The organism is Anabaena lutea FACHB-196 (assembly GCF_014698305.1).
Lineage (GTDB): Bacteria > Cyanobacteriota > Cyanobacteriia > Cyanobacteriales > Nostocaceae > Anabaena > Anabaena lutea.
Genome location: NZ_JACJST010000002.1, coordinates 254,858 through 273,026, shown reverse-complemented (window position 1 = coordinate 273,026; position 18,169 = coordinate 254,858). Strand labels below are relative to the sequence as shown.

Here is an 18,169-nt window from a genome sequence, read left to right as displayed (position 1 = left end):
ACACGAAATAATAGAGCTAATGAATGCCAAGATCAATAATAGGACTACCCTAGAATATTAAAATTAATATGCCAGAAATACACCAATCCATTGCCCAACATTACCACGAACGTACTAAATATGACCCTGAGACTCTAGCCTCTAAAGGTCAGAGGTTAGACTGGGCTAAACAGCCAGTACCGTTCAAAGAGTACAAAATTGGCTCTGATTTTGACCTTAAACCCTATCTGCAAGAAAAACCAGAGACATTTGCCAATAATGCAGATTTTCAATGGTGGCAGAGACTTTCACAACTGCTGTTTCGCAGCTACGGACTAACGGCAAGAATGCCTTCTATGGGTAGTGCAGTATATTTGCGTTCTGCGCCAAGTGCAGGCGGTTTATACCCTGCTGAACTATATGTAGTTTCCCGTGGTACACCTTTACTGCCACCGGGACTTTATAACTATCAATGTCGGACTCATTCTCTCAAGCATTATTGGGAAAATGATGTTTGGCAAGCTTTACAAACCGCTTGTTTGTGGCATCCCACTTTAGAAAATACCCAACTTGCGCTGATCACTACTGCTGTTTTTTATCGTTCAGCATGGCGTTATGAAGATAGAGCTTATCGCCGAATTTTTCTAGATACAGGACATCTTTTAGGTAATATCGAGTTAGCTGGTGCCATTACTGATTATCGCCCCCATTTAATCGGTGGCTTTATAGATGAGGCAGTCAATGATCTGTTATATATTGATCCTCAACAAGAAGGTGCTACTGCTGTATTAGCGTTGGCAGATTTGTTAGATATTCAACAAAATTTACCCTTGGGAAAAACTGCTTTACCTTCAAATACCGAAACCAATTATCCTTCAATTCCCGATGGAGAACTGCTGAAATATTTTCATTTACATACCCAAATTCCATCTAGTACAACTGGTAAGTCGAATTTGCCAACGGTACAACAAGAAAGATCTTTAGAGGATAAATATAATTTTCCTTTTTGTGACAAAGTTTCCACTGTTACTACTTCCATTTATTGGGGCAAAAATCTTTCAGAATTAGAGAATACTATCTATAATCGACGTTCTACCCGCGCTTATAGTGGTGATGATTTAACCTTAAATGAACTCAAAGCTTTACTCGATTTTACTTACCAACCCCAAAATTACATTGACCAAAGTTTAGATACTTATCCAGATTATTTTGATCTGAATTTGATTGAAACATTTATTGCAGTTTCTGGAGTCAACGGACTAGATTCAGGTTGTTACTATTATGCACCTAAAGCCCAAGAATTAAGACAAATTCGCTTTAAAAATTTCCGACGTGAGCTACATTTTCTATGTTTAGGTCAGGAATTGGGGCGGGATGCAGCAGTGGTACTATTTCATACCGCTGACCTGAAATCTGCGATCGCTCAATATGGCGATCGGGTTTACCGTTATTTACACATGGATGCTGGACATCTCGGACAAAAACTCAATTTAGCTGCAATTCGCTTGAATTTAGGTGTCAGCGGTATTGGTGGCTTCTTTGACGACCAAGTAAATGATGTTTTGGGTATTCCTGCTGATGAAGCTGTTCTCTATATCACGACTTTGGGCAGACCAAGATAAGTAGGTTGGCGTTAAAAATTGTCGTTGGGATAAGGCAGGAGGGCAAGGCGCAGGGGGAAAAAGGGTTTTAGCCTTTGTTTTTAAACATGAGTTTTTTCTGTTCCCTGTTGCCCGTTTCCTATTCCCTCTGAAATTTAATTAGTATCAACCTCTGGCTGTAAATCTAGACCATAAAGCTTTTCACCTGCCAAATTATGCAAAGTCACAGTTAAAACTTCAGTTTTTCCATCAATTTTTACAGTTCCAAAAAATTGCAACCCTGCACTTGGTGGTTGATTTTGTTTCATATCGGCTGGGATACTTTGAAACTTTACTTGTGGACCAAATGTATTATCAAGTTGAGCCGGTCCAAATGTTCCCGAATTGAGTGGTCCGGCGACAAATTCCCAGAAAGGTTTAAAGTCTGTAAATTGAGCTTTGTTAGGATCATAATAATGAGATGCGGCATAATGTACATCAGCAGTTAACCAAACCACATTTTGGATATTGTTGTCTTTAATAAAGCGGAATAAATCTGCCAATTCTAATTCTCTTCCCAATGCTTTTCCGTCTCCATTAGCAGCATTTTCAAAGTTGGCTTTACCATCGCGTACTACTAACCCAATCGGCATATCACTAGCAATTACTTTCCAAGTGGATTTTGAGTTCTTTAATTTGCTCTTTAACCAACGTAATTGAGAACTACCAAGAAATGCTGTTTCTGAACTCATTACACTTTGGTTATTTGGAGAATTTTTTCCCCGATAGCTGCGTTTATCCAGCATAAAAATTTCTAGTAATTGCCCATAATTAAAAGCACGATAAATGCGTTCTGGATCTTTGACATCAAAGCGGATAGGATTATATTCTTGAAATGCTTGTTTTGCCCGTGATGCTAATAGAGAAACATCCTTAACTGTGTAGCGGCTATCATCTAATATCTGTCCAGGATACCAATTATTTCTGACTTCATGATCATCCCATTGCACCAATTGAGGAACTTGGGAATTGAAACGACGGATGTTTTCATCTAGTAAATTGTAAGTAAAATTACCTCGAAATTCTGTGAGGGTTTCTGCTACTTTGGACTTTTCCTCTGTGGTGATGTTTTTCCAGATACTACCATCATCTAGCTTTACCTCTGCTTGAATAGGATTATCCGCGTAAATAGTGTCCCCAGAATGGATAAAAAAATCGGGGTTTAGCTGACGAATCGATTCGTAAATTTTCATACCACCCCATTCTGGATTAATTCCCCAACCTTGACCTGCGGTATCTCCTGACCAAGCAAAAAATATATCCTGTCCTCGTCCTTGGGGAGCAGTTTTCAAATGTCCGATAACAGGGGCGCTGTAGATGTTTTCATCACCTATATCTTGGAAAGTGACTCGGTAGAATATATCTTGACCAGGTGGTAAATTATTCAGATATGTCCGTGCGGTAAAGTCAGTATTTGCCGCAGCGACTTGTCCAATAATCCGGCGACGATTGCGAAAATTGTCATCAGTCGCATATTCTACAATCATTCTTGCAGGTCTATCGCTCCGACTCCAAATCACTCCGCTATTGCTGTTAATATCGCCACTAGCCACACCGTAGGGAATAGTAGGGCGATTTTTATCTAATGTGATGAATGCAGGTGTGTGCGCTAAACCTGATTTTGACCACAGGTTTGCCCCGATAATGCTACTGCTACTTATGGCAGCTTGTATTAAAAAGTCTCGGCGTTTCAGTTTGGATGATATGTCTAATTTCATAAATTTACTCATTAGTTATTGATATTTAACAATGTGTTACAAATTATGTGAGAACGGGTAAAAATTGCGGAGAATATATCCTATATTCTTTGATACAAATTTTTATTTCACCTTAAGATGATGTGTGGAAAGTCATAAAGTTTACCGAAAAAACCAGTTTCCATATGAAAATATAGCGAGATAATAACTTTAATTATCAGATTTTCACAAGAAATTAACTATTTTTTTATAACTTTGTTACCAAATCCTATTTATAGAAAATGAATAAAATACAATTACCTGAAAATGAATACCATCGATTAAAAGTACTATATGAATATCGAATTCTCGATACAGAATCTGAAGAAATTTTTGATGATTTAGTCCAACTAGCTGCCGATTTGTGCGAAACACCTATTGCTTGCATTAGTTTAGTTGATGCTGAACGGGAATGGTTTAAATCAAAAGTTGGTCTAACCGTATCAGAAGTTCCGCGAAATGTTGGTTTTGGTAGTTATACCATTCTCCAAAATGAAATCTTGATTATCCCCGATACATTACAGGAGACAAGGTTTGCGAATAATCCTCTTGTTATCTCAGAACCCTATTTGCGTTTTTATGCAGGAGTTCCCCTAATTAATTCTAGTGGCGTGGCTTTAGGTTGTTTGTGTGTCATGGATTTTGTTCCTCGTAACTTGAGTGCTAAGGAACAAACAGCTTTAAAATATATCAGCAAACAAGTAATTCTCAATATAGAACTAAATTTTAATAAAAAATCTGATCATAGCAAAATCAGGGATCTGACACAAGCCATTCCCATTCCTTTGATGATTTTTCGCGTATCTGATGGGTTGATTTTATATGCTAACTCAGAGTTAATGCAAACATTCCAGCTTTCTTATGAAGAATTATGTAATACTAAAATTGCAGATTTATATGATGAAATATCTGAATTAAATTCACTCATAGAAACTCTATCTAGCAACGGCTATTTGCATGGACAGGAAATTCTTTTTAAAAGAAAAGATGGTTCTTTTATTTGGGCTATTACTTCCCTGCAATATCTAAGTTTTAATCAAGATATTGTGATATTAATAGTATTTTATGATATTACTAAACGCAAACACACTGAAACTCAACTCCGAGAACAAAATGAGTTTTTACAATCCATATTCCAGAACATTCCTTTGATGATTGCACTGAACGATATTAATGGTAAAATTTTGTGGGTAAACCAAAATTTAGAGCAGACTTTAGGTTGGAATTTGCAAGATTTCCAAACTTATGATGTTTTTGCAGAATTATATCCTAATCTTGAATATCGTCAATCAGTAATTGATTTTATAGAGTCTGCACAACCAGTTTGGAAAGACTTTAGAAATCATCTCCGCGATGGTCGGACAATGGATACATCTTGGACTAATGTCCGGCTTCCTAAAGGTGAAACTCTTGGTATTGGTAAAGATATTACAGCACGCAAGCAAACTGAGCAAGCACTCAAGGCTCAAGCTGAACGGGAGCAATTAATGCGAACTATTGCTCAACGCATTCGTCAATCTCTTAATCTTCAAGAGATTTTAAATGCAACTGTTAAAGAAGTACGAGACTTGTTGCAGGTTGATCGTGTCGTAGTTTATCAGTTTGCTCCAGATATGAGCGGTCAAATTGTAGCGGAATCTGTAGTTGCTGGATGGACAGTTGCTTTAGGAATAAAAATTGAAGATATGTGTTTTCAATCAGGTGCAGGATTACAATATCACCAAGGACGGAAACGAGCAACTAGTAATATTTACACTGCTGGACTGACTGATTGTCATCTTAATTTATTAGCACAGTTTGAAGTCAAAGCTAACTTAGTTGTCCCGATTTTACTAGAATCAAGTGGGGAAAATTCAGGTTCTGGTCTTTGGGGTTTACTCATTGCTCACCAATGTTCTGCACCCCGTGAATGGGAAGAAAATCAATTAGATTTGCTTGATCAACTGACAGTACAAATAGCCATCGCTATTCAACAATCTAGTATATTTCAACAAGCTCAAATTGAAATTGAGCAAAGACAAAAAGCAGAAGTTCAGTTAAGAAGTGCTTTAGCTGAAAAAGAAGTTCTGCTCAAGGAAGTTCATCATCGAGTTAAAAATAATTTGCAAATTGTTTCTAGTCTCCTACAACTTCAATCTCACACAACCAAAGATACGGAAGTTATCAAAGCACTCCGAGAAAGCCAAAATCGCATTGAGTCAATATCTCTGATTCACAAAAATCTCTATACTTCTCCTAATATTGGACAACTTGATATTTTTGAATATATCAATAATTTAACATCTAGTCTGCTGACTTCTTATCAAATAGTACCTGATAAAATTATTATTGAAACTCAGATAGATTCGGTAAAATTAAATGTTGATGAAGCTATCGCCTGTGGTTTAGTTGTTAATGAGTTAATCTCCAATGCTATCAAGCACGCATTCCCTAATCAACAGCAGGGTTTAATCATCATTAAACTGCATAAACTTGATAATAATATTGAACTGGTTGTTCAAGATAATGGCATAGGTTTGCCAGAAGGTTTAGATTGGAAAAATACTAATTCCTTGGGTCTTTCGTTAGTATATGACTTGGTTACAGAACAATTAGAAGGTAATATTACTGTAGAACGCAACCAGGGAACATTATTCCACATTCAATTTCCGCAGTTAACATGAGTACAATTTCATAGCAAATGAGGCAAGCTAAAATTTTAGTGGTTGAAGATGAAATAATTGTGGCTAGAACTATTGCTAGTCAATTACATCAATTAGGGTACATTGTTACAGGTACGGCTTCTTCTGGAAAAGCTGCTATTGCTAAGGCATTAGAAACTCAACCAGAACTAGTTTTAATGGATATTATTCTGAAAGGCGAAATGGACGGGATTACTGCTGCTGGTGATATTCGTGAGCAGTGTGATATACCTGTGATTTTTCTGACTGCCTATGGTGATGATCATACTTTAGAACGTGCCAAAATCACTCAACCTTTCGGTTATGTTGTCAAGCCATTTACTATCCAAGATTTACGTATATCGATTGAGATAGCTTTGTCACAACATAAATTAGAACGTGAACTGCGGGAAAATCGAGATCAGTTAGCAACCTTGTTAAACTCCATGAGTGATGCAGTAATTGCTACCAATGACCAGGGAATTGTCACATTTATGAATCCCGCCGCTCAGAAGTTGACTTGCTGGCAGCAAGAAGAAGCGCTGGGAACAAATGTATCAGATATACTACATCTTATTGATGAACTTACAGAAGAAATAATAGAAAATCCTGTATTCACCGTACTACGGGAGCAACAGGTTGTTTATTTGGGAGAATTTACCTCTTTAATTACCAAATACGGAAAAAAAGTACCTATTGGTGACAGTGCTTCACCACTGAGACGGAGACCTAATGAGATCACTGGTGCAGTGGTTGTGTTCTGGGATCTGAGTGAACGTCGTCAAAAAGAATACTTAGAGCAAGCCTTGAAAAAAGAGCAAGAATTGAACCGTCTCAAGTCTCTATTTATATCAACTGTTTCCCATGAGTTTCGTAATCCTTTGACTGTAATTCAAACTGCAGTGGAACTTATCGAACTTCAAGGCAATAATTTAACAGAAACAAAAAGAAAAACTTATTTAACCAGAATTTATGGTGCTGTGCAAAGCATGGAAAAACTTATGGAAGATGTGCTTTTCATGGGTAAGGCTGAGGCAGACAAACTGATATATAATCCAACCACCATTAATTTAGAAAAATTTTGTCGAGACTTAATAGAAGAATTTTCTACTCTTGAATCTAGCTGCCCGGAAATCATCTTTACCTGTCACAGCGATAAAACTGATGCTGTTATGGATGAAGTACTTTTACATTACTTATTCATAAATTTACTTTCTAATGCAGCTAAATACTCTCATGAAAATGCTAAGATTCAGTTTAGTTTGACCTGTAATTTATTGACAGGCACAGCAATTTTTCGTGTTCAAGATCAAGGCATTGGCATTCCTGAAACCGACCAGGAGAAAATTTTTGATTCTTTTTATCGAGCTTCCAATGTCCAATCAATTCCAGGCAATGGACTAGGTTTAGTAATTGTTAAAAGGTGTGTTGATGCTCACAAAGGTAAAATTGAGATTAGCAGCCAAGTTGGTGTGGGGACTTTATTTACTGTTACCTTACCGTTAAATCAGTTACCAGTGAATAGTTAACAGTTATCAATTACCTATCCTGACTGACTCCACCCACAACTGGCTTAACCTCAGAAAATGGATCAGTACCACCACTCCAGTTAAAGTCACTAATGCGGATGGTAAAACTACCTAATTCCAGCACTGGATTGTAACGTAAGCTAATACCATAGGTGCGGCGACTATATTCTAAAAGGTAATCTGTACTACTTTCTCTACCTGTATCCAGGTTTACAGAGGTTTGAAATCCTAAGCGTAGTGGCCCATATAGCTGCTGTGAAATACCAGCACTGAGAACTTTGTTGTCAACTGAACGGTCAAACAAGAATGGTGATAATCCACTGTTAAGACCTTGGGAGTAACTAACATTAAAGGCTGTGTAGTCTAAGAAAGGTTGAGAAAAATTACCAATTTGTCCAACTAAGCCGATTGTCCCAATCACGGTGCTTTGATTATCGCCACTTGTGTAATAACTTGTAGTACCCGTAACACCTGCGATCGCTTGCAAGTAAGGTACTAAAGGATTGGGCGTATATTTTAATCCTTCAGCGGGAGTGGCTGGTAATGGTTTTCCTTGCCAGAGTAAGAAGCCCGTACTGAGAGCCACGCTACCTTGTAAGCGACCAAGAGAAATGCGATCATTTTTACGTTGTGGCTCAAGTAAGTCTTGGCGGTCAGTATTAGCATCAATATACTGAGCGCCTCCTTGATAGCTGAGATTAATCCCACTTTTTCCCAAGGGAATAATCGGGGAAGTAATCACTCCACCGATACTACTCTGAACAGTTTGAAAGCCGAGAGTACCATTGTAAAGGCGATCGCGGTAGCTCGTTTCCAGACTCAATATATGTGGATTCACCTCACCTAATAACTGCCGCAACCGCAAACTCCCCCGTAGATTATCTTCTACTTTGTTGAAATCAAAACTGGTTAATTCTCCCTTTCCTTCAATTGTAGTTTTAGCACTCAAAACAGCATTCAGTTTTGCCTTCACACCAAACAAATCCGCAACATTACTATTGTCTGTAAAAGCTTTCTGCACAAAAAACTGCGGTGTAAAGCTCAAATTTGTCTGATCAGTAGTTATTGCCGCAAAATTACGCTCAACAAAAAAACCACCTCGTTTACTACCATCAAACCCTGGAGAGACTATAAATGGCTCAACTTGGCGTTCCCGACGGTCAATTTTTTGGTTATCTATGGGAATAGGTAAGGTCAAATTTTGGTCAAATACTAAACGCTGACGCTGGGTGGTAATGCGGTCTACCAAAGGTGCTTCTCGCGTCAACGTCACTTTATCCGCACGTAATTCTAATTCTGGTGGTGAAAATGGATCATTAGTAATCCGCACATTGTTAGCTTGCCAGCCCTGTGGATAGAAGTCAATGCGTTGGGCTTCAAATCTTAACCGTTTGACAATACCACCTGTTTGCGGTGATGCAATGTTTCTGGCATCGGCTTGACCACCGATAGTAACATTAATTCCTCCAGGACTACTGATCCCAGTTACAGGCTGATTGGCGCGAATGCGATCGCTTGGTGGACGACTGGGTACACCCCCAGATGTAATATCTGTAGGTAGAGTGGGAGAGGTAGGTTGGAAAGCGAAATCTGTTTGAGTTGTGGGAACGTAAATTTCCCCACTGCCATTTTCCAAATCTCCACTGTCTTGGACAAAATTATAGGTAAAACGTTGTCCCCGGAGTACCTGATTGCCTCTGGTTAAAGCCACATTGCCTTCCCCCACAGCAATTAAATTATCCAAACTTACTTGCAAGCGATCGGCATCTACAACCGCCCCATCAAATCGCACCACAACATTACCTTCTGCGGTTACAATCCGCCTTTGCTCATCATATTCTTGACGGTCGGCGATTACCTCTACAACTCTTTGTCTTACTTGTGGAGTATTCCCAGATGGTGGATCTGCTGGAATAGTTGCTGGGGGTGGGGGAAATTCTACAGTAGTAGAAGTTGAAGGTTGGTTACTGGGATTACGAGGCTTAAACTCAATAATATTTTGGACTGGAAGAGAATTTTGTGCGGTTTCCCCAATAGCTCCTGCCAGATTAATTTTGCCCTCAGATTCCTCTAAAGTCACAGAATTTTGCTGTTCTGCTGGACTTAATGTTTTGATAACAACTGGTGACTGAGACAACAATAAATTTTTTTTCTTGACAACTTCACCAGAAATTTTTGACAATGTAACAGATGAAGTGTTGTTATGATCAGCAGTTTTCACTTGGGGAGCCGTAACTGCCAACGATTGTTTTAAAGATGAAGTGTTGCTATTGTCAGCAGTTTCCACTTGGGGAGCCGTAACTGCCAATGATTTTCTTAAAAACGCCGCAGTCCTCGAAGCCCTAAGGGGAGAAAACTCCGGTGGTAATTTTTCTGGCTCAGGGGTTAAAGGTAAAGGTTTGGCCGCTACTAAGTTATCCTGATTAGCCCGGTTGGAATTGGGCAGTCCATTGTCAGTCTCAATCAAGTTTCCTGGAGTTGCCAGTTGCTGCACATCAGCCTGTTCCTCTACCGCAGAAGCAGAAGCGGGAGAAGTGGCAGGTTTTAAATATTCGACAATGGGGGGTGAGTCAGGTGGCAAAACTGGATGAAGCATATCTCAAGACAATCAAGCTAGCAAAAAGGCAGGTATCCAGCCGGAAGGATTAATTACACATTTGCCTTCCGACTTTCGCCTTCTGCTGACTTGCAGTAAGCCGCCAAGAGGATGACACTGTATCATTTTTCCAAGTTGGTCGCCAGAGTTTGGGCGTTTAGTGTCTTCCACCTTCCAGCTGTTGTGGATGATTTGTGGCGTTGTTACTCTGAATCTCGCCGTCCGGGGTTACGAGCAGGGTCGTTTGACAAAAACCCAAACACAAAAATTCCGACAAAGAATGCAACAACAATATAAACAGCGATTTTTAAAGTCACCATAAAAATATCTCCCAGGGGTATGACAAAAAAGCTCTCAACAATCTGCTATACAGAAAATATAGCTCCTTTATCTTACCCATATCTCGTTCTTTTTTCGAGAATTTTGGTGAGAGAACTTTACTCTTGAGTTTAGGTGCTTCTATGTCTGAACCTGGCTAATTTTTAGATTTTGCATTCACAAGCCCAAATTGAGAATCTAACACCCACTCTCATTGACGTTAACTGATGCTAGAGGTTTCCCAAGCGCTTCAAATTCCTCTTACTTGTACGATTTTGAATTGGGAATTTTAGAGTTTAGATTGTGAAACATAGACAAGTCATGGTTTTGCGCTATCCATCTGTCACAATCATTTTAATAACTCTCTAAAAACCTCCTTCCTTTCCTTCTCCTGTCGGAGAGGCTGCGCTTTAGCGATATATGTTCTATCGCTACTGAAATGTACGCGGTAATAAATTTTAGGTTTGCGGTACGCTGCGAGTTAGCGTAGCTCTTCTGCATAAATGACGCTTTAACTTTACCTGGTTTGTTTTTCCGTTACTTGTGAGTAAGTCCTGTTGTTATGCTGCTTCTGACTATTTTCAAACTTTTGTCATCAGTACCTGTGCAAAATTAACTGAATATTTTTAAATTCCTCATCCTTAATAGGATAAAACAGATTTTTTTTACCGGCTTCCAAGACTGTAATCTGTTAAGAATTTCGTGCGAAAACTGATATCAACAAGCTATTTTTTACAAAAATACACATACCAAGCAGCTTAATAACTATAGGGTTACTATTTGATTTTTGAACATATACGTAGAGTGGGCATTGCCCACTACAATACTTAGATATTTTATGGCTACGCCACGCAAGCTATCAGAAATCATTTAAGATTGCTATATAATCACTTTTTGCCTAGTCCACGATGTAATGATTGTTAGATTTTGATATGGTTTTTTAATTGTCAAAAATATACAGCAGATTGCAGATCAATGGGGTACAGAATCAAAATTGAAACCTAGACACCAAGCCAGTTTTACTCCTGACTCCTGAACCGAAGGTCTGCGAAGCGTCTCCTAACTCCTGAATTCTGCTGTAAAGTCGAGCGTCACCCACTTCAGCCATCACATTGAAGTTCACCATTGGTTTAAACAAGTAGGCGCTTCCCCGACGGCTATAACGACTTTCTGGCAAAGCGTTTCTAGAGTATTAGGAATCTTAATAGTTAGCAATCTTGATTTATTAAGAAATAATTAAAATTTCTTGAAATTTTTTGGGTAGTTGATCCAGTAGTTGGTAGTGGAAATCCGCAGGTCAAACCACTGATTAATGCAGTGTTAAAGGTAAATCTATTGGCGTATATCGCAGTATACAAGTATCACGGAAAAATTAAATTTTACTAAGTTAGGAATACGAACGAAGCAAACCTCTAGACCGATAACGTGTTTTGGTGTAAGGTTTAGCAACGCCTGGAAGAATTTTTCTCAATGCGTAAGAAAGTCATCATAAATTCACAAACATTGTATAAAGAATTGGCAACATTGGAGAAAGACGGTAAACAATAACCATAGCTTAATTTAAATTTTTGTCACACTATGCAGCCAATTCGCACATTCAACGTATCTCCTTCACTACCGCAGCGACTAGAACCACTGCGAAATTTAGCATACAATCTGCACTTTGATTGGAATGTTGAGAGCAAAGACCTATTTCGCCGGTTAGACCCCGATTTATGGGAATCGAGCCATCATAACCCAGTGTTGATGCTGGGGACTATCAGCCAAGGGCGGCTTTTGGAAGTTGTCGAAGATGAAGGCTTCCTAGCGCAAATGGATAGAGCGGCTCGTCAGTTAGAAGATTATTTACAAGAGCGCACTTGGTATCAAAAACAACGCCCTCAGCAAAGTAAGGAATGCTATGCTTATTTCTCTGCTGAGTTTGGATTGGTAGACTGTTTACCTATCTATTCCGGTGGTTTGGGTGTATTAGCAGGGGATCACCTCAAATCTGCTAGTGATTTGGGATTACCTCTGGTGGGTGTGGGCTTACTTTACCAACAAGGTTACTTTGCTCAGTATCTAAATGCTGATGGTTGGCAGCAAGAACGCTACCTCATCAACGATTTTTATAATATGCCCTTGCACTTGGAGCAGAATCCTGATGGCTCTGAGCTAAGGATTGCGGTAGATTATCCAGGACGTAAGGTGTATGCCAGAGTCTGGCGTGTGCAGGTGGGAACTGTACCCCTGTATATGCTGGATACCAACATTGAACCTAACAACGCTTACGACCACGATATCACTGACCAGCTGTATGGTGGTGACATCGATATGCGTATCCACCAAGAAATTATGCTGGGTATTGGTGGTGTACAAATGCTCAAAGCGTTGGGCTATAAGGTAACAGCTTACCACATGAATGAAGGTCACGCGGGGTTCTCTGCCCTAGAGCGTATCCGTCTTTTGATTCAAGAAGAAGGGCTGAGTTATGCTCAAGCCAAACAGGTAGTCGCTTCCAGTAATATTTTTACTACCCACACACCAGTTCCAGCGGGAATTGACTTATTTGCTCCCGATAAAATTTTGTACTACCTGGGCTATTACGCAGATATTTTTGGCTTACCTAAAGAACAATTTTTAGGACTGGGGCGAGAAAATACTGGGGATTTATCTGCGCCTTTCAGTATGGCGGTGCTGGCGCTGAAGATGGCAACATTTTCTAATGGTGTGGCACAACTACACGGTGTAGTTTCGCGGCAAATGTTTCAAGGTCTGTGGCAGAAAGTCCCAGTTGAAGAAGTGCCGATTACTGCCATTACTAACGGTGTTCATGCTCGGAGTTGTGTGGCTAAATCAACTCAAGAGTTGTACGATCGCTATCTAGGCCCAAATTGGTCATCAGCACCACCAGATAGTCAGTTGTGGGAACGGATGGAAGCTATTCCTGATGAGGAATTATGGCGCAATCACGAACGTTGCCGTTTAGACATGATTTTGTATGTCCGGGAGCATTTAGTGAAGCATTTGCGCGATCGCGGTGCTTCTGGTTCCGAAATCGCTCTATCCCAAGAAGTGCTTGACCCTAAAGTTTTAACCATTGGCTTTGCTCGTCGTTTTGCTACCTACAAACGCGCTACCCTGTGGATGCGCGATTTAGAACGGATTAAGCAAATTTTGCTAGGTAACAAAGATCGCAAAGTCCAATTTGTGATTGCGGGGAAAGCACACCCCAAAGATATCCCTGGTAAAGAATTGATCCGCGATATCAATCACTTCATCCGCGAACAGCATTTAGAAAAACACGTCGTGTTTGTTCCCAATTACGATATCCACATCGCCCGGTTGATGGTGGCAGGTTGTGATATCTGGTTAAATACGCCCCGTCGTCCCCGTGAAGCTTCTGGTACTAGCGGCATGAAGGCAGCAATGAATGGATTGCCGAATTTAAGCGTACTAGATGGTTGGTGGGATGAGGCTGATTATGTCCGTACTGGTTGGGCGATTGGACATGGTGAAAATTACGAAGATCCCAATTACCAAGATGAAGTAGAAGCCAACGCTCTCTATGAATTGCTAGAGAAAGAAGTTGTACCTTTATTTTATGAGCATCGGGACAGTGATGGCTTACCTCGTCCCTGGGTAGCTAAAATGAAGGATTCCATCCGGTTAAATTGTCCGTTTTTTAATACAGCACGGATGGTGCGGGAATATGCACAACGGGCTTATTTCCCCGCGAGCGATCGCTATCATACCCTCACTGTTGATAACTACGCCCCTGCTAAAGAATTAGCAGATTGGAAAGCAAAACTAGGTCAACACTGGTTTAACATCAGAATCAAAGATGTTGATGTCTCCGCAGTCTCAGAACTTAAAGTAAATCAAACTGTAGCGGTAAAAGCTAAGGTTGATTTAGCAACTTTGAAAAATGATGATGTGCAAGTAGAACTATACCAAGGTTCTATTGATGCTAATGGCGATATTGTCAATGCTGTTCCAGTGGTAATGGATTACCAAGGTCAGGATAGTGAAGGATTAAGCGTTTACACAGGAAGTATCACTTATACCACTTCTGGTTTGCAGGGCTTGTCTTTGCGTGTGTTACCCCAGAACCAACACCTCGCTAGTCCTTATGAACCCAGGTTAATCGCTTGGGCTGAGTAAGCATTTTGTGTCTGATATATAGCGATTTTAAACTCTGTAAAGTCAAGTTTTAAATCGCAAAGCCTTTATAGGGCGGGGTTTCCCGCCCTTAATTGTATTTCATTTTTGTAGCGGCTGCCATTATATAGGGCTTGCTGAGAAAGTCTTCTCGTGTTCGCGCAGCGTGACGTAAGTCATGGGCTTGGAGGCAGGAGGCAGAAGGCAGCTATGCTGGAGGCGATATGAAAACTTCTTTTCCATCTCTTGAACTCCACAAAAGTGCAAGGTTTTTCATCCTGTAGACACTATATCTTTGCACTTTTTTTCCTGTTTATCAGCCTCAAACCTTTGATTTATACGGGTCTTGGTTTTATTCAGCAACCCCTATATAGCTGTAGCCAGGTTGGTTAGGACATGAACTAATGATAAAACCTAGACACAAAGAGACGTTCAACTCTGTCACCTGTCACCTGTCACCTGTCACCTATCACCTATCATCTGCCATTACATTCTATTTTGACTGCGCTGCACCTGGAGAAGCAACTCTTCTACACTCGCTGCTGCGGGAAGACATTTCAACCCTTGACAGACTAAACCAACGCTTCCTTCTGGTAACTCTGATACCATTGCCAAGACGGTAGTTGGTAGATATTTGGACATCAACGATGTTAGCTGCTCAAGGTTACTCCGAATCAAGGTGGAATTACGATACCAATCCAAAGCTGTAAATAAACTAGGACAACCTTGGGGAGAGTTATTCATTACACCTCTAAAGGCTCTCAAACCTTGTTCAGCTAAATCCAAGTAATGGAGATTATCAGTCAATAAGGATAGACGAACTAAATTAGCGATCGCAATCCCATTTGCTGAAGGTGTGGCATTATCTATATAACTACGCTCCCTGACGATTAAATCTTGACTATTATCACTAGCTGTGTTGAAGTAACCACCTAGTTCTACACTCCAGAGAAATTCGTTAAATTCTTCTTGGAGAGCAACAGCTTTTTCCAACCAATCAGAATTTTGAAGGGAAGCTTGGTGTAAATCCAGTAATGCCTTAATAAAAAAAGCGTAATCTTCAGATTGAGCTAAAACACTTGCTTCACCCTGATAGTTAAGTCGGTAGAAACGTCCATCTACAAACTGATTATCTAAGATAAAATTCGCAGTTTTTGCGGCTAATTCCCAATAACTTGGTTGTCCAAACACCACAGCAGCCCTAGCCAAACCCGAAATCATCAAGCTATTCCAGGCTACAATCATTTTTGTATCTGTCACCGTCGGAATCCGACCAGGCCATTCGGTTGTTTTTGCTTCTTGATTGTCTTGCGCTGGTGGAAAAGTTGTTAACGTCTCAGGTGTAGAACCATAACGAGCCGCAAACAACTTACTCAAAGAGATTTCTAGCGTTTGACTCAGTTCACCCTGATGCAATCTTTGTAAAACATTTTGTCCTTCAAAGTTGCCATTAGCCGTAACCGTAAAATTTTGTTGTAATTCCGTTAGTTCTGCCGGTGTTAACAGTTGCGCTAATTCGCTGTAAGGCCAAACATAAAAAGCGCCTTCTTCTGGTTCGGCCGCTGTGGGATGAGTAAAACTATCAGCATCTTGAGCAGCATAAAAGTAACCACTGGGTGCAGTCATTTCTCGTTGCAACCATTTGACAGTTCCAGCAACAGCCCTCTCAAAAGCTGGTTCCTGTATTCCCGCACTCCACAAATTTCCCAGATACTCGATAATCTGACCGTTATCATAAAGCATCTTTTCAAAATGGGGGACAGTCCAAGTGGGATCAACAGTGTAACGATGAAAGCCACCACCTACATGATCATAAATCCCACCCAGTACTAAATCTAATCCCCGTTGAGTACAAACTTGCTGTCTATCATACTCAGATTCATAATTAAACCGAGTTCCGCGCCATGCAAATTCAGCGTAGGGGATCATCGGAAAACTGTTACCAACTTGCTTAGGAATAATGATCCCCGTGCTAGTTTCCCAAGCTTTGAGCAATAATTCATGATCTTCAGTATCCTGAGTATTGCTGTTTTGTAAGACCGCAGATGTCAGCAATGCCTCAACAACTACGGCTTTACGTTGGCGCAACTCTTCTTTTTCTGTATCGTAGTAACGACGTAAAGCTTGCAAAACCTGTAAAAATCCAGGACGACCATAGCGGGGATCTACAGGGAAGTAAGTTCCCGCGTAAAACGGTACTAAATCATCTGGAGACAGAAAAACATTTAACGGCCAACCCCCTTGACCACTCATCATCTGCAAAGTCTGCATATAGATGCTATCCAGGTCAGGTCGTTCTTCCCGGTCTACCTTAATGGAGAGAAAATTGGCATTCATGTATTCAGCGATCGCTAAATCAGAAAACGCTTCTCCTTCCATCACCGTACACCAGTGGCAACTAGAATAACCAATGGAGAGAAAAATCGGTTTATCTTGTTCCCTGGCAGTGGCAAGTGCTTCATCACACCAAGACCACCAGTCAATCGGATTTTCGGCGTGTTTGCGGAGATAGAGGCTTTTGGCTTCAGCAAGGCGATTAGTCATCAGGGTAAGAGCAGGTAATTACTTTTTTTGCTCAGTCTACCTTTTTAATATTATTTTCGCCTAATTACCAAACGTTACATTGCTAAGTAGCTAGGCACAATTAAATATAAAACCTTTCTGGTAAATCTCTCCTCTACAAGGAGACAGGCTTTGACTCCCCCTTACGTATTATGGGAAAGAGAATTAGGTCTATCTTATATTTTTTAACGCCCACCTACTTAGTGAGGAAAAGAGAGAACAGACAACGCAGAATAATCTTACCGATCCCCAGGCAATTGATGAAGTTTTATTAAGCCGTTGGACATTTAACTTGCATAATTAGGGTGGGCAAGATGCCCACACCACAAGAGTTTTTCTGAGATATGCAATTTAAAAGTTGATGAGCTTATTTCCAAAAGTGAATTGTGGAACCGATGACTGACGCTGGTATTTCAGACATCGGTGATACACCCTTAGCAGGAATTCGAGTACTAGTATTGAGTCCGGCTGTCAGGTGCAGTAAAAAGGTAATCAAAGCAGCTTGTATAAGTCTTTCCAGCATATTACTTCTCTCTCTTAATTGATAGCATTTCAAGTAAGACTAGTTATTCTAAATACACCTCATATTCTCGATTTACCAGATTTGACGAATATGTCCGGATAATTAACCAGAACAAGTTTGAAAAATGTGAAAAAAGTTACTAATACCTGAAAAATAATTTCGAGTCATCGAAATCTACATTTTTCCAATAAAGGCAAGCTAGAGGTGTAGGGTAAGAGGTAGCTAAGGGCAGAAGAGGCAGAATAGGAGTTAATCTTCCTGTTATTCAGCCCTCTTTTCAGATGACCATAGCCACTTAGACGCTTGTCGCACTAAAAAAGTGTCCGTTAAAGAATTTTAGATTTTAGATTTTAGATAGTTTGGTGTGATGAATCTGCTTGTTCAGAACTGAATTATGGAGAAATAAACACTGATATTCTCTAGTTCTCAAGATTTTTCTCAATATTCATTTGCCTGTCTAAACACAATCAGCCATTGACATCGATA

Annotated in this window: 10 protein-coding genes; 4 read left to right on the top strand and 6 right to left on the bottom strand. The window is 40.0% G+C overall.

Annotated features, from left to right (window positions below):
* The first annotated feature begins 68 nt into the window (after positions 1 to 68).
* Positions 69 to 1,601, top strand: a complete 1,533-nt coding sequence (locus tag H6G59_RS03420) for a SagB/ThcOx family dehydrogenase (protein ID WP_190711757.1) — start codon at positions 69 to 71, stop codon at positions 1,599 to 1,601.
* Positions 1,602 to 1,735: 134 nt separating this feature from the next.
* Here the strand turns inward: H6G59_RS03420 and H6G59_RS03415 are convergent, their stop codons facing one another.
* Positions 1,736 to 3,337, bottom strand: a complete 1,602-nt coding sequence (locus H6G59_RS03415) for an alkaline phosphatase D family protein (RefSeq protein ID WP_190711756.1) — start codon at positions 3,335 to 3,337, stop codon at positions 1,736 to 1,738.
* A gap of 260 nt (positions 3,338 to 3,597) precedes the next feature.
* On the opposite strand from H6G59_RS03415, the gene H6G59_RS03410 reads away from it, so the two are divergent.
* Together H6G59_RS03410 and H6G59_RS03405 are read left to right on the top strand one after the other, a co-directional pair.
* The gene (locus tag H6G59_RS03410) at positions 3,598 to 6,018 is read left to right on the top strand and encodes a GAF domain-containing protein (protein WP_190711755.1); all 2,421 of its coding nucleotides are present in this window, start codon (positions 3,598 to 3,600) and stop codon (positions 6,016 to 6,018) included.
* 17 nt (positions 6,019 to 6,035) lie between these two features.
* A complete protein-coding gene (locus tag H6G59_RS03405) occupies positions 6,036 to 7,544 on the top strand; it encodes a hybrid sensor histidine kinase/response regulator (RefSeq protein ID WP_190711754.1) in 1,509 nt (502 codons plus the stop codon).
* 10 nt (positions 7,545 to 7,554) lie between these two features.
* Here H6G59_RS03405 and H6G59_RS03400 read toward each other — a convergent pair whose 3' ends face one another.
* The 3 genes from H6G59_RS03400 to H6G59_RS03390 all read right to left on the bottom strand — a co-directional run bounded on the left by H6G59_RS03400 (position 7,555) and on the right by H6G59_RS03390 (position 11,635).
* Positions 7,555 to 10,140, bottom strand: a complete 2,586-nt coding sequence (locus H6G59_RS03400) for a DUF3769 domain-containing protein (RefSeq protein WP_190711753.1) — start codon at positions 10,138 to 10,140, stop codon at positions 7,555 to 7,557.
* Positions 10,141 to 10,343: 203 nt separating this feature from the next.
* Positions 10,344 to 10,460 carry a photosystem II reaction center protein I gene (locus H6G59_RS03395; RefSeq protein WP_015209277.1) on the bottom strand — a complete coding sequence of 39 codons (117 nt, stop codon included), beginning with the start codon at positions 10,458 to 10,460 and terminating at the stop codon, positions 10,344 to 10,346.
* A gap of 986 nt (positions 10,461 to 11,446) precedes the next feature.
* Positions 11,447 to 11,635: a hypothetical protein gene (locus H6G59_RS03390; RefSeq protein WP_190711938.1), complete on the bottom strand. Its 189-nt coding sequence runs from the start codon at positions 11,633 to 11,635 to the stop codon at positions 11,447 to 11,449.
* A 401-nt stretch (positions 11,636 to 12,036) separates the two neighbouring features.
* Here H6G59_RS03390 and glgP point away from each other — a divergent pair, with 401 nt between their 5' ends.
* Positions 12,037 to 14,601, top strand: a complete 2,565-nt coding sequence (gene glgP / locus H6G59_RS03385) for an alpha-glucan family phosphorylase (RefSeq protein ID WP_190711752.1) — start codon at positions 12,037 to 12,039, stop codon at positions 14,599 to 14,601.
* Positions 14,602 to 15,084: 483 nt separating this feature from the next.
* Here glgP and H6G59_RS03380 read toward each other — a convergent pair whose 3' ends face one another.
* Both H6G59_RS03380 and H6G59_RS03375 read right to left on the bottom strand, forming a co-directional pair.
* On the bottom strand, positions 15,085 to 17,142 hold the full coding sequence (locus H6G59_RS03380; RefSeq protein WP_190711751.1) for a thioredoxin domain-containing protein: 2,058 nt from the start codon (positions 17,140 to 17,142) through the stop codon (positions 15,085 to 15,087).
* 385 nt (positions 17,143 to 17,527) lie between these two features.
* Positions 17,528 to 17,683, bottom strand: a complete 156-nt coding sequence (locus tag H6G59_RS03375; protein WP_190711750.1) for a hypothetical protein — start codon at positions 17,681 to 17,683, stop codon at positions 17,528 to 17,530.
* Between the last annotated feature and the right edge of the window lie 486 nt (positions 17,684 to 18,169).